This is a genomic window from Pseudomonas sp. DF5 (assembly GCF_058148225.1).
Genome location: NZ_JBYVYM010000033.1, coordinates 1 through 14,193, shown reverse-complemented (window position 1 = coordinate 14,193; position 14,193 = coordinate 1). Strand labels below are relative to the sequence as shown.

Here is a 14,193-nt window from a genome sequence, read left to right as displayed (position 1 = left end):
ATGCACAGTAAGTTCTTTACTGGATACGCATGCCCGCTTCAGCCGATTTCTGCCTGTTTCCCTGAAAGCAATCGGCCAGAAGCAGCCGTTTATGCGCATCTAGAAATCCTGGGCGATTCAAGCGTGAGGTTTGGGGAGCAATGGAGCAGAAAGAGCACTTAAGCCAAGCGATTACTCGCAGGCCTTTACGAACTTTAACCGGCTTATTCTGGCTTCTTGTAGTTCTTGTGCTCGTCCACGAGCTTCGGGATGTCGCAGGAAATTTTGACGAAGAAGTCGCTGCGTTTGATGACCACATGCTCGTAGAGCTTGGATGCGCGGTCGATGATTTCCTGGCGGTTCGCCTTGATGAATTCGTACTGGCGGTAAAGCATCTGCTTGTAGCGCCCTTCCTGGGCGTCAATGTCTAGTTCGACTAGCTCGCTATCCAGCACAGGAACCATGTAGTTCAGGGCGATGAGGCCGAGCTTGTTGTCTGGATTGGTACGCTCATGCAGCTTGAAAGCAGAGCAGGACGACGACTGGATGCGATCCTGGGCGGGCTTGTAAGAGGTCAGAGGGGCTAAGAATTTGTGATTGCCTATCTCCAGCACTACACCGACGTAGACCTTTTTGCCTTTGTACCCTGCACCGCCATTGTTGGGGACCTTTCCATCGAACTGCTGCAAGAAGGCGATGTAGTCGTCCGTTACCGTGTAAAACCTCATAAATCCCCTCGCCAAGGCAAAAAAAAAGTGGCTTTCGCCACTTTTTTACTCGCCTTTGAGGCGGCGAGAGCCTGATTTCAAGTTCGCACTTAGGGTAGCGTATCACCCGATTTCAAGCTCGCATTTAAGGTAGCGTATCACCTGATTTCAAGTTCGCACTTAAAGGTAGCGTATCACCTGTTGCGGAGATCATAAGGCTACAGGCCAAACACGTCAAGCTGCCTACGCATCAAGGGTTTGTGGGCAGGCGCTGGGCTTAAGTGCTCTTTCTGCTCCATTGCTCCCCAAACCCCAGCAACGTGACCGAGAGAAAGGCATGCCTCACCCCAGTAGACGTAGCTAATAGCTAGAACAGGGAGACTAGCCACTGATTACTCAGTAAATCCATGATAAAAACCGACTGATACGACCGCTCCAACAAATCGTTTGGCAGTAGCTCGATCCATTATTACCAATTTTCCATCGACATTAATGTAGATGCTGTCTTCTGGGTAGAAAGAAGATCGACCGATTTCTACGTCCATCGAGGTTCTGTTACCTTGATCCTTGATCGTTTCTTCAAAGTACATGGTAGTTGCCATAACAATATCCTTTTGTGTGTGGGGCGGCACAGATCGATGTGTTAACCACTCAGCCCTTCGTGGGTGCCGATTCGAGCTTGCTCAGGCTAGCGTCCGTGAAGATTGGTATCAACACCCTGAGCCATATTCTTCGCAAGCTAGACGCGTTTGGACGATTGTGTTGAAAATATCGGCCCAGTCTGGCTGCCCTAGCCTTGAGCAGTGACGGCGTCTTTTTTACACGCTGCCACGTCAAGTCTTAGTCGTGATCTTCCTGCACAAAACATGGCTTTCAATCTCAGACGCGTTCTTTTCTGCGATGAAAACGTAGCCGGATTTTTACATAATCGTTCCCCGAATCGATGTATTCGATGCCTGGCCCACACAACAGGTCGTAGGCGCTCCAGCGGTCGCCTCTACTGCGTCGAGGCTTGAATGACTTCGCTCTCGGCCGCAACGATCCTCGTCCCTGCGTCCGCTTTTGCCCGCTACAATCGCGGTCTCGTGCGAGCATATGAGAGAGCTTTGATGAAAGAGCAAAATCGGGAGCACCTTCTGAGGATGAAGTTGGGCGTCGAGTTTGTGCAGCACATGTTGATCTCGTGCTTCCCGGTGGTAACGGACAACCCGCGTATTGTTGTCTTCAGTCGCATAACCGAGTTCGCGGTACGGGCTGACGGTATCGTGGCTGCCTCTGAGGGTGAGTCCGCCCATGTCTGAAGACATTAAGAACACCGCGATCACCGCCGCAGGTTACATCTACCAGAACCGGCAAGGACTCCGAGTCCTCTGCGATTGGCTTGACGCACCGGCCCGCTACACCCAGGTGAGGTTTGAGTGCGACGACGAGGCCGTCGCGCCGACGGGGCTGGATGACATTGTTGTTGAGCGCTCAGATGGCATGTTTGACCTCCAGCAGGTCAAGTTCACCCCAGCCCCAAACGTGCATTTGCTCTGCTGGAATTGGATGCTTGAGAAAACCGGCAAGACGGCGCGATCAAGGTCGATGCTGCGCAAGTGGTTCGATGCCTTCAAGGCGCTAGCCCCGGCGCGTACTGGCGTGCTCTCGTTGACGACTAACCGCCGGCCGGACGCCGATATTGAAGCTTGCCTGGACGGCGGTAGGATCTCCTTCGCCAAGATCCCTGAGCCCCGGCGCTCTGAGGTCATTGCCGAACTTGGTGGTGAGAAAGACTGTGAGGAGTTCTTCAGCCAACTGAAAATTCTTCACAGCGACAAGGGGTTCGACACGCTGGAGCAAGAGGTTGATTCAAGACTTCGCAAGCACGGCACTCTTGAGGGTATTGCTACCCTCAAGAACGTTGCGTTGAACTGGGCAACGCGTAAGAACTTCCCGCCTCCGGACGGTTGGATCACGCTGGAGCAGGTCCGCACCATCCTGCGGTCGACACCGCCGGCACCTTTACCTGAGGACTTCGTTGTCCCCTTGGGTTACGAGGTGCCCGACGAGACATTTCATCGGGAGTTCGTCCGTGACGCCGTCGGTGCTACCGGGAGCGCGATCGTGCTCACGGGACCGCCAGGCCGTGGAAAGAGCACTTATCTGAGCGCGCTGTGCGACACGCTCGCCGAGCGGGATATTCCCACAGTCCGACACCACTACTTCCTCTCTACGACGGAGCGGGGGCGCGACCGGGTGAACAGCTACATGGTCGAGCAGTCGATCGAAGCACAGGTCAAACGGTTCCATCCTGATGTTCAGGCCCCAGCGGGCGACCTGCGCTCGCTCCTCGACGCGTGTGCTTCCCACTATAAGAAACTGGCCAAGCCATTCGTTCTGGTCCTGGACGGCCTAGACCACGTCTGGCGCATTAACGCTGAGGACAAGCGGCCGCTGGACGATGTGTTTTCCCAGGTAATCCCATGCCCGGACAACATGGTGTTGCTGGTTGGCACCCAACCTGTGGACGACGCCCAATTGCCGACGGACCTGCTTGCCTTCGCGCCCAAGGCCGAGTGGCGTACGCTACCGGCGATGTCTGAGAACGCAGTCCTGTCCTATTTACGTAAGGCGTTTCAGGAAGGCAGGCTTACCACCGACTTCGAGGGCAAGGATGGGGAGGAAGCGCAACTGCAAGAGACCGCAACCGCGCTTCGCACGAAGACTAATGGCCATCCTCTGCACGTCATCTATGCTGCCGCGGAGCTTGAGCATGCCGGTCGCAGCCTGTCGAAGTGGGATGTCGAGAAACTGAAGGGCGACTTGAGCAAGGATGCAAAGTTCTACTACGCATCGCTTTGGGAAGGCCTTCCTCCAAGTCTTAAGGACACGCTGCGGCTCGTATGTGCCTTCTCGTTCTTCTGGCCTAGGGCTGCATTCGGAGAGATCGCCGCGAAAGTCGGCGCGGCGGAGCCGGACGTCGCCAAAGTGGAGCATCTGCTTCACTCTTCGGCGGCTGGTTTGAAGGTTTTCCACGAGAGTTTGGCAGTCTTCGTGCGTGCAACCGCAGGCTACGCCGACCGTATCAACGAACTGATGCCTGCTGTTGCAAGCTGGTTGGAGAGCACTGCGCCCACCTCGCTACGCGTGAACTGGCTCTGGACGGTTCAGGCGAGGTTGGGTGACCCCAAGAATCTTATCGCGGGTCTCACCCGCGATTGGATCATGCTCCGCCTGGAAGAGGGATATCCAGAGCCGCTCTTTGATACGCTGCTGTCCGATGCTCTGGTCGCAGCGCTGGACACTAACGAGTTCGCTGAAGCCTTTCGCCTAGAGCACCTTAAAGCGCGAATGGTCGGTGGCAGTCAGTACCAGATGCAGAACGACGACATGGCCAGGCTGATCTCGTTCACGTTGATCCTGACCGAAGAGGAGGGGGTCGTGCGAGAGGCTGTGGCCTCTAGGCATGAGGCGGACATCTTGCGGCTTGCCGCGCTCGGATTGGCCCTGCGTGCTCGGGGCGACGAGATTGTGGCCGAAGCGTGTGGAGAAGAGGCGCTGCGACGGTTCAGAGGCCTGAGCCGGTTCTCCGACAGGTACTCGTCGAGCGCCGGCTCAGATGAGTTCCAGTTCCTCATCGACGCATTTGCGCGGCTTGGTGCCATCGGTGCAACCCCGACAGCGCTGGCCCAGCTAGTTTCCGAAAACGGGCCAGTCGTTTGGCTGCCGCGAGTCCAGATGCTTGTTGAAGAAGGCAATTTAGATGACTTGATGGCGGTCGCTGCTTCGCTCGCCTCTGGTGAAAGCAAGAACATCATCAGCGATGCGTGCGTCCGTGCGGCGGCGACCGCTGGAGTGAATATCGCGGAACGCGATGACTTCAACGAGCTTGAGCGAACCCCATTCGTCGCTGCCGTAGAAGCGGCTAGCACGCGGGCCTCCAAATCGTTGACAGCGCCTATCCCCATTAAGTGGCTCAAGGGCGACTACTACGAGCGCAAGGAAGATCTGGCGACACTCGCGCACCACTGGTTTTTCAGCGCCGTTCAACTGAGCCTGTGCATGGCTGCGGAAGGTCAAACTGCCTTTGAGTTCGTGCGGGCCCCCGTCTACGAAGACAGGAAGAACATCACCGACTTCCTCAACGCGCTCTCTGTGGCCGCGGCGAAGGTTGCGCATCATTGGTGGCGGGGAGAGTTCGTGGATTTCCATCAGCTGTTCGAGTTGCTCAAGACGGTTGAGTTCAGGCGTTTCAGGCAAAGCCATGACGCGAGCTCCGCGGCCGAAGACTTCAGGAGCGCGCTACATCGCATTGCCTGCGACATTCGTCTTGGGAGCATCCTACTAGACAACTTCGACGATGTGGTCCTGACCGAAGAAACCATGGAGGCGGCCGGGCAACAGGATTGGTTTGACAGCGCGTCCTTCCGCACCCAGTACGCGACCGGAACGTTGACGAGGATGAGCGACGATGCGGCGGCGGCGTTCGTCCAGTCCCAGCGTAGCCTGCTTGATGCAGAGATCCGCCAGGAAACCAGCGTACATCTTCAGACGCCGCTCCAGCTCTGCGCCATTGCGTTAGCCCATGAGTTGAGTACCAGTGCTCGCGAGTTGTGCAAGCAGACGTGGGAGCTGACAACCGGCTATGCGCATCGCAAGGACCCTACGCTGAACAACACGGTCGACGCCATCGGCTACCTGGTCGATTTCGCACCGAACGACGCCCGCCGGTTGCTCGGCCTTATCGCGCCGCAGGTCCACCACGTCCTGGACTACACCGATGGGAAGGGCACTAGACATGTTCTGGCGGCCGTCGATCGGCTGCTTGCGAAGCTGAAACCGTCAGCTTTGGTGACCAAGTACGAGGAGCATGTGCATGCAGGCGACTGGTCGCAGGCAGAAGACAGTCTGCGGGAATACGTGGAGCAGGGCGTCAGGGATGGTTGGCCTCTTGACGCGTTGATGCGAACCGGTCTGCATCCGGAGATCCATGACGCGCTGAATCGAATTGCTCGGGAGGGCAACTCCAGCGCTGTGGAGCGACTTCGCGTACTTCGGGAGCACGTTGGTTGGGACATCGGCCTGCTACAGCGAACGGAACGTCCTGGCAGCAATAGCGAGAGCAAACCGTACACGGGAGATGTCACGACCTTTGCACCCGAACAACTCGGCGACCTGCTCGACAGTCTATCGACCAGCTACAACGAGAAATTGAGGCTTCTTCGCGACTGGTATCAACATTGGGACAAGGCTGGGCAAGGAAAACGACTGCTCGCGGCACTCGACGGATTGCTTCTATCGGGAGAGGGCAGGCGCCAAGGCGTCTTGGAGCTGTCTGACTTGGCATTTCAGACAAGACGCAAGCTGAGTGGCGCGAAGGCGGCATGGAAGTACCTCGTCCAAGCGCACATCCATAACGGTGCCTGGGTCGGATTTGTGGAGAGAGAAGAGGCTACCTGCAGAAGGCTCGATCTCGCCGTCAAGCATTATCCACAACGCTGCGACGAATTCGTGGCTGCGACAACTTACGGCATGTTCGGCAACCCCGAACCGCCGCGTGTGGCGCCTACGGAGTTGATGGTCTACTTCTATGCACGACAAAAGCGGATCGCGGAGGCCGTGAAGTTCACCGAGACGATGGTCAACTGCGTCATTGAAGACACCCGAACCCTGCCACTGGAGCGGCCGCGCTGGGCGGCGGAATTGAACTCCTCAACGGGATTGGAGGCTTGATGGACGAACTTCGCATCCTCATTGCCCGGCTTGGTTGGCCGTCGACGTCTACAAGGTGGTGGACCATGCAGGAACTGGCCGCTCGTCTAAATGAGCCAGCTTCGAGGGCCGAAACCGAGTCCGCACTGCTCCAACTGCTGACTACGCGCAAGCTTGAGGCTGAAGTAATCGAGGTCCTGTGTATCTACTGGATGGCGGCACAAGCCTACGGCTACTCACCCACTCCTAAGCTGGCTGAGAGCATCCCGAGGTCATCCATCCTTTCGGACCTGCTACTGGAAAGCTTTAGTATGTTTGCCGAAGGCGACGATGAAGAACTGGAGGAGGTGTCCGAGGAGTTCGTGATCCCCCAAGACTTTGACGGCGTGCAAGGCTCAGATCTGCCCAGGATCTTTCGGACATCCATGGGCGAGCTCGAGAACCATACTGGGCTACCATTTGTCCGGCAGATGGCTTTTGAGTGGACGGCGAATCGGTCCGTCTACCCAGACGCCCCGTTCCAAGGAGACCCCTGGCACTTCTCGCGCCCCTTGGGCGATGGTTTTGTCGGACACCTCTCCTCGCGGACAGCCCTTCGCGCTATCTCTGCATACCTGCGCACGTTGGCGGTGGCTGAGGAGTTCTGGGGCATGCCAACGGATCGGGCGGAAGAAAGGGCACTCTTGGCATTGCCTGTCCATCCGACCTTAGCCTTGCTCAGGCCTCAGCGCCCGGTTTGGTTTCCTGCGACAAACGACTTCGAGGGCGATAACGAGGCGATCGAAACATCCTTGCGAGCTCTGGTTGGCAGAGTACAAACAGCACGGCCGGGTGACGAACTGATCGCATTCAGTTCACCAATCGTCATGTCGATGGTGCGGTGTGTGGAAATTTCGATTGTCCGATGGTCGCAAGCGGCGGGCAGCAGCATCGCCGATGTGGACTTGGCTGCACATCTGGAGAACTTCTGGGCCCACGGGCGGATGCTCCGCAGTGCTGCTCCCGAACCATTGAGCACGACGACCTTCTTGGCCGCCCCCCAACTTGGCGGACTAATGGAGGGACGGAGCAAGGCCTGGCCGCTAGCCGCGCCGCTTGATTTCGACCGTTTAGGCTATCTTCAGCACGACCTATATCCTGGGCGGCTCTTCCTTCCAACGCTACCAGGTTCCGACCAAGCCGAGCTGACCCCTCGTGACGGGCAGTTGGAGATCAAGGTGAACGAGCAGGTGGTAGCGGACTTTTGTTATTGGAATGCGGGCTGGGGAGTCGCGCGCCCGATGCAGTTCGGTGGTAACTGCGGTACCGCCCTCACTTCGCGAGGCACGGGGTACCGGAAAGGGATTTTCTTGACGGAAGGGGTGGTGCGATCGTTTTATCTTTGGCAGGTGAGAGCGCTGCACAGAGATAACACCTTTGACAGGTTCAGCGAAACGCTGAAGGTGGGTGCCATGTTTGTCTAGCTTGTCGCCATCGAAAAGAAAGGTAACCGTCCGGGCAACACACCTTCCGATTTAGACGATGGTGTCCACCTAAAATGAGTGTGCACCATGTCCTGGCTTTTCTGGGTTGGGTACCCGAGGCGGATACCGTAGTTCAGCACGTACGGATCTGAGCGGGGCAGGTAATTGTCATCCCTAACGTGACCAGCTTCCCTACCGAAGCCCCTGTATATGACTTGTAATCACCCGGCGACGTGCGGGGCAGTGTCATAGATAACTACGTGACACTTGGCCAAAGTTTCGTTTGAGGAGAAACTTTGTAAGCGTCCGGCAAACCCGCCTTCCGAACTCCAGCATTAAGGCCGATGGTGTCCGCGTATTTTTAAGCGGACGCGATCATCCTTATCGCCAGGATTTCCATGCGCCAAAGAAGCTCTGACCCAAAACCATTCAAGGCCCAGGTCGTTCAGGAATGCCTGCAACCCGGAGCCTCCGTTTCCAGTGTCGCCCTCATGCACGCAACTTCCTGTAAGACTGGAAGGGCAAGCTAGTCTGCGATGATTTTGGCGGTTACAAGGCCAGCTTCGAACTCGGCGTGACAGAAATCGGCTGCATGGCCCATGCGCGGCGCAAGTTTTTTGAGTTGCATGCGACCATCAAGAGCACGCTGGCTGAGCAGGCCCTGAGCTACATCCAGCCGCTGTACGAAATCGAAAGTGAAATTAAAGATCTGGAACCCGATCTACGCCGTTGAGTACGCCAGGAAAAGGCGGTGCCAGTGATGGATGCACTGCATGCTTGGATGGTTGCCCAGCGCGATATCGTGCACAACGGCTCTGTGATCGGCAAAGCTCTGGATTACAGCCTGAAACGCTGGACGGCGCTATCGCGCTACCTCGATGACGGGGCGGTACCCATTGATAATAATTGGTGTGAGAACCAGATCCGTCCGTGGGCACTGGGCCGAAAGAACTGGCTCTTTTCTGGATCGTTACGCAGTGGCAAACTCGAGGCTGCAATCATGAGCTTGATCCAGTCGGCCCGTAACAATGGGCATGATCCGTATGCCTATCTCAAAGATGTGCTGACGCGTCTGTCGATGCAGCGGGCCAGTGAGATTGCGGAGCTGCTACCGCATCGGTGGCGTCAGGCTTAGTCACGTAATATGGGTTGGCCGGACGCATATATGTTACCTAAGGAGTGGCGATGTTAGAACGGAAGCGATTGATTTCAGAGCTCGAAGCTTATTTCGGCGTGTTAGATTATATTGTCGCCAAAAGTGGTAGGCGTGGACGATACGATGCTCATGTGCACAGTGAAGACTTTGTAGCCTCCATTCTAAATGCCCTCTATGGATGGAAACTGAAAAATGTAAATAGTGAAGTGTCAAATATAGCGGGTATTGATCTCCTTGATAGCGAATGCAGAATCGGTGTTCAAGTCTCTTCAGATAAAACAAGCTGCAAGATTAATTCAACTATAAAAAAGCTTTTGAAAAGCTCGCTTAGGTCAAGTATTGATAAGCTCATAATTTTTTTGCTGCAGTCAAAGCAGAAAAGCTACACGATTAATGCTGATTGTCCAGGGATCAGCTTTTCTGAAGAAAATATCTGGGACTATGACACGGTATTGAATTTAGCTAGTAATAGCTCCACAGGACCAGAGCTTCTCGAAAGTGTTCATGCTGTTGTTGTCAAAAGCTTCGGGGACTGGCCAGGTAAGAATTGGATCTCGGAAACCTCTAAAGCAGCTTTTGGGGGGCGTGAAGCATATGCTGAATTAGCAAGTGCTGAGAGTAATCGATTGTTAGAGCGATCCTTCGGAGAAGGAGAGTCAATCAAAGCTAGAGTAATTCTTTTAATTGAGAAAAATGAAGCTGGTGAGGCGCGGCGGCTACTTGATGAATATGCAGCATCATACACGACGGTTGTGGCTCAACATTTCTATGATATCGCGAGTCTATACTCTTTGTTGAAGTCTGATAAGGCGGATATCTACTATTTACGTGCGATGAGTTTGGAGCCAAGGAGCGCCACTAAAGCAAATCTCTACGCTATAGGACTTATGCAGCAAGGCCAGTTTGTAAAGGCGGAATCAATATACAAAGAGTGGCTTAGAGAGCCAGAGTTGAGCGTGCGCGACCGTGCAGGCTTTTTAGGTAACTTAGGGTTTCTATGTAAAAATAATAGCCGCTATGAGCAATCAGTGGATTATTTCAAGCAGTCGATTTCGATTGCGCGCAATTCAAATGATTTGTTAGGTATGGTCAAGAACTTAAATGGCTTGGGTAGCTGCTACATAAATATGCAACAGTATGATGATGCTCGTGCTCACCTGTATGAAGCTCGTGATCTCCTAGATGAGGAGATGCTGATTTCTGAAGATGAGGCGACGCTCAAAATCTATCGGTCATTAAAAGCAAACCTGCTGACGAATTTGGGGATATTTTCCAAATACACAAATGAGCCTGAGAAAGCGCGTGATTTTTACAGGCAAGGCATCGATCTAGCGCGTTCTATGGGTGACTCTCAAGCTCTATATCGCAATTATGGGAATCTAGCTAACTCTTATCAAAATGAGAGCGATTATGGCCGTGCTCGTGAATTTGGTATGAAAGCATATGAGATAGCTGTTGAACTTGAAGATATACGCGGGCAATTAGCAGCGCTAACGAATCTTGGGTCTGTGGATAACGACGATAATAAATTTGACTCTGCTCAAAGTTATTTGGAGAAAGCTCTTCTTATCGAAGGTTGGAATTTTCCTAAGCTTAGAGCAAATATATTGGCTAACCTGGCATTGGCTTATAGAGCGCAGGGTGAGCGCGATAAAATGCAAAAGAGTTTTAATGCTGCGGAGCAACTTTATATTGAAATGAATCTCAAAGACTCATTGCATTGGCTGCATGTTACTTTCTCGAGTGACATTCGTGTCAGTTAACGGTCTTAGCTTTAGATCTGAGCCTGAAATTCACCATGGAAGCGTAAGGGAGAACTATGTCGAAAGAAGTTTTTATCAGTCATGCCGTTAAAGATAAGCAACTAGCAGATGCTCTTGTTGATTTGCTTCAGACAGGCTTTGGCGTTAACTCAGACCAAATCTTCTGTTCCTCTTTAGAAAGCCTAGGTATACCGAGCGGGGTGAGTTTTGTCGATCACATAAAAAATGAGATTCAATCTCCTAAGGCAGTTCTGGCTCTGATTACTCCGAATTATCTTGCGTCGCAGTTTTGCCTGTGCGAGTTGGGTGCTGCTTGGGCCATGTATCACCAGCTATTCCCGCTCTTAGTACAGCCGCTAACTTTCGAAGACGTCAAAGGTGTGCTTACCGGGGTGCAGCTCACGGAAATTAACAGCGCGATGTCCCTATCGGAGTTGCGAGATCAGTTCAACAAAGCATTGGGACTAAAAGGTGACAAGTCAGCACGCTGGGAGGTCAAGCGCAATGCGTTCCTTCTAAAGCTCCCGAAAATCCTTAAAAAACTACCAAAAGTTGATCAAGTTACAGCCATGGCTCATGCTAAAGTCGTGAGTGAGCTGGTCGACGTGAAGCAGTATATGGTAGATCAAGAAGCAGAGCTGGATAAGCTAAAAGCTCTGGTTGCCAAGCTTGAAAAGGCTAAGGACAAGAAGGAGGTGGCTGATATTAAGCGTATGTATTCCGGCGAAGCGGAAGTCCTTGAAGAGCTTGAAACTGAGGTGGGAATTCAGTTAGAAGAGCTCCCGAGGTGTGTTTCTTACGTAGCATGCAAGGAAATAGGTCTTGGACAAAGCGTAGTAATAAACAGCTTTAAAGACCCCGATTTGGCTGACGATCTGGAGAAGGCTGCTGGCCAGCAACTGATTCACATTGATGATCGAGGGGCTTGCTCGCTTAATGACTCACATCCGAAAATTAAGAAATTAATGAAGCCCTATCGCGCCTTGGGAAAATTTATCGAAGGTGCGTCTGAAGCTTTTTCCGAAGATTTTGAGATGGAACACCAAACTACCTTCTCACTCGGTAATAGTGAATATTGGTCTATCCGACTCGATCCTCGTCTTCAGAGAGTATCCTTCTAAGCTCCCCATTGCCAATCGGACGCACCGATATAGACTATGGCTAACCCCGACCATGGCTATTCGGTGTATCTGCTTCAGCTAGAATGCCCTCGCAGCACGAAGTATGGAATGCATAACAACATTTTTTAATGCGCTTTGGATTGATCAACGGTGCAATCGTACTCAAGCCGCTACATGAAGCTGACCCGGTCTAGTGCGGGGATAAAGTGATTGCGTTCGCTTTAAAACTCTGGGGAGTCTGCCACTGGGCTGAATTTACGCAAGGTGAGTTGGCTGGACGCTTACGAAATTTTGACAAATTGCGTCCTGCCAAAGAGAAAGCAAGGCTCTGGGGAATAGCTCATCCATCTAACTGCACCCAGTGTTAATCATCTGACTGACGTATAACCCGTTGTTGTTCTTCATATCTCCGGCGACATTCCTGCAAGCGATCTTCGGCTTCCTTCTCTGCGTTGCGTTGTTGAGTAGCAAGTGGAGGATAGAAAATCCACCTGTTCTTTACGTCTTCTTCATACGTCCACGTAATTCCGTAATAGAGAGCGAGTAGCAATATGACGATCACGCCCCAGGTTAGATGTGACTGGAGCTGTGTCATAATTGACGCAGTTTGATAGATACATCCAACGAAGTGGTCTGTCACAACCAAGCCTGTCAGGCCGACGAGCAGCGTTCTTGCATTGAATTTTTTGTTCTGCAGTTCTTTAACGTCTTGGTTGTGCTGAAGGTAGAGTTTTAACAGGAAATCATCTTTCTCCTCTAGCGCTAGTCTCTTTAAATCGTTGGGGGATACGCAATCTGGAGGCAACTGATGGTACTCAGAAGGACGCTGAGCGACGACGTTGAGGATATGGATAACGACTGGGATGATTAGGGAAACGAAGGACACGAATGCGAGCAATGTGCAAAGTATTTTGCCTGCATTGGCAAGTGCAGCTTCGGAATTAAACGAGGAATTGGCTAGTCCTTGGCCCGTTAAAAAAATCAATGCTGTGTCGGCAAAAAGCCCCACGTAGATTGCTTTTAAACACCAGCTAAAGTCCCAAACTTTCTCTAAAATCCCAGAGGCTATTCCCGAAGCTAGGGTTTTAGCGTCGTTACCGCTATGGTGCTCTGTTGTCATGCATTTCCCCGAAAAACTAGGTAAGCGTCTGCCGAATTAATCTAGCATATGCTAGAGATTAATTATGAAGGCTTCGCCGAGAGCTGTAGTCCAACCTTGAGAGCCAAGTATTCTACCAAGCGCTTCTTGCTGAAGGGGGGGCGCTCGCTCAAGCACGATTTCTATATGTCGCCGTCAAGGCGTTCGGTTCAATTTTTTCTGCGGAACCGTATTGAAAGCAACATTCGAAGTCAGCAGCTCTTAGGTCGATATTGGTTGTGATCATGGTTCTGTAGCGTCAATTCATAGTTTCGCCGGCGCCTCCTGAGGATGTTCTTCAATTACGCCCAGGAGGAAGGTCTTAGTACACCACAGTTTGGGCCCCCGAGGCTTTGATTTTCAGGATTGGGTTGAGTGGGTACCGCTAAGATTCTTCATGCGTCGATCAGCAACATTTAAATCTGAAGGCTACGATCCATCGTCCTCCCGTGTTGGAAATACCAGCACACTGTATTTCAGTGAGGCCTCAGGCAGAGCCTCAGGGAAATAGAAATGGCGGCCATCATGGAGGGTATACCGCAGCGAGGCCCCATCCTGGCTTCGTGCGATTTCCAACAGTATATCCATGTGCCAGTCACCGGTGCCGTTGAGCCACCCAGGTGACACCAGCTGTACCGACCTGACTTGGACTCCCGTATCCGTTAGCTCCAGAAGGGACGTTAGCGCTTGCAAGCCATCCACAAACACTACATCGTGGAGTTCTAGGCCGTCCTCGCATCTGACTATCGTTGTATGAAACCAAGGTGACATCAGGTGTTGTTGAATAAAATGCCAACCTTGGTGGCCAGGCTCCAGCATTGCTTGAGAGCCTTTCACTTCTGCCTGTTTATTGGTTATGAACATGGCGAACCCTCAGCGTGAACAGTATACATTGTAGTCATATACTGTTCGAAAGCGCCTTATCGTTCCTTTTGCAGGGCATGCAAAGTGGAATTGAAAAGTGCTTTCGGGACAGTTCTTCGGTGGCTTCGTGTGAAACAAGGCCGGACGTAGGAGGACTTTTCCACCCTAAGCAGTCGAACTTACATCAGCACATTGGAGCGAGGTTTGTACGCTCCGACTATCGAGAAACTCGACGACATTGCTGCTGTGCTCGGTACGCACCCCTTAACGTTGATGGTCGGTAGCTATGCCCTGAAGGACAATCGTAC

The 14,193-nt window shown here is 52.8% G+C and carries 7 protein-coding genes and 2 pseudogenes; 6 read left to right on the top strand and 3 right to left on the bottom strand.

Features of this window, described 5'->3' with window-relative positions; genetic code table 11:
- Positions 1 to 203: 203 nt before the first annotated feature.
- Positions 204 to 707, bottom strand: coding sequence for a type III toxin-antitoxin system ToxN/AbiQ family toxin (locus AC30D7_RS25060; RefSeq protein WP_490135878.1), 504 nt, complete (start codon positions 705 to 707; stop codon positions 204 to 206).
- Between the two features lie 371 nt (positions 708 to 1,078).
- A complete protein-coding gene (locus AC30D7_RS25055; RefSeq protein WP_490135877.1) occupies positions 1,079 to 1,288 on the bottom strand; it encodes a hypothetical protein in 210 nt (69 codons plus the stop codon).
- A gap of 691 nt (positions 1,289 to 1,979) precedes the next feature.
- Between AC30D7_RS25055 and AC30D7_RS25050 the strand changes: the two genes are divergently transcribed.
- The 5 genes and pseudogenes from AC30D7_RS25050 (at position 1,980) to AC30D7_RS25030 (ending at position 11,883) form a co-directional block, all read left to right on the top strand.
- Positions 1,980 to 6,401, top strand: a complete 4,422-nt coding sequence (locus AC30D7_RS25050; RefSeq protein WP_490135876.1) for an ATP-binding protein — start codon at positions 1,980 to 1,982, stop codon at positions 6,399 to 6,401.
- Positions 6,401 to 7,843, top strand: a complete 1,443-nt coding sequence (locus AC30D7_RS25045) for a multidrug DMT transporter permease (protein WP_490135875.1) — start codon at positions 6,401 to 6,403, stop codon at positions 7,841 to 7,843. Before AC30D7_RS25050 ends, AC30D7_RS25045 begins: the two co-directional genes overlap by 1 nt.
- A 490-nt stretch (positions 7,844 to 8,333) precedes the next feature.
- Positions 8,334 to 8,978: pseudogene (tnpC, locus tag AC30D7_RS25040) on the top strand (IS66 family transposase); the annotation flags it as partial.
- A gap of 50 nt (positions 8,979 to 9,028) precedes the next feature.
- Positions 9,029 to 10,762 (top strand): SMEK domain-containing protein, encoded by a 1,734-nt coding sequence (locus AC30D7_RS25035; RefSeq protein WP_490135874.1) that lies wholly within the window; start codon positions 9,029 to 9,031, stop codon positions 10,760 to 10,762.
- Between the two features lie 56 nt (positions 10,763 to 10,818).
- The gene (locus AC30D7_RS25030) at positions 10,819 to 11,883 is read left to right on the top strand and encodes a toll/interleukin-1 receptor domain-containing protein (protein WP_490135873.1); all 1,065 of its coding nucleotides are present in this window, start codon (positions 10,819 to 10,821) and stop codon (positions 11,881 to 11,883) included.
- Between the two features lie 364 nt (positions 11,884 to 12,247).
- On the opposite strand, the gene AC30D7_RS25025 is transcribed toward AC30D7_RS25030, so the two are convergent.
- Positions 12,248 to 13,003, bottom strand: a complete 756-nt coding sequence (locus AC30D7_RS25025; protein WP_490135872.1) for a hypothetical protein — start codon at positions 13,001 to 13,003, stop codon at positions 12,248 to 12,250.
- Between the two features lie 1,065 nt (positions 13,004 to 14,068).
- On the opposite strand from AC30D7_RS25025, the pseudogene AC30D7_RS25020 reads away from it, so the two are divergent.
- Positions 14,069 to 14,193: pseudogene (locus AC30D7_RS25020) on the top strand (helix-turn-helix domain-containing protein); the annotation flags it as partial.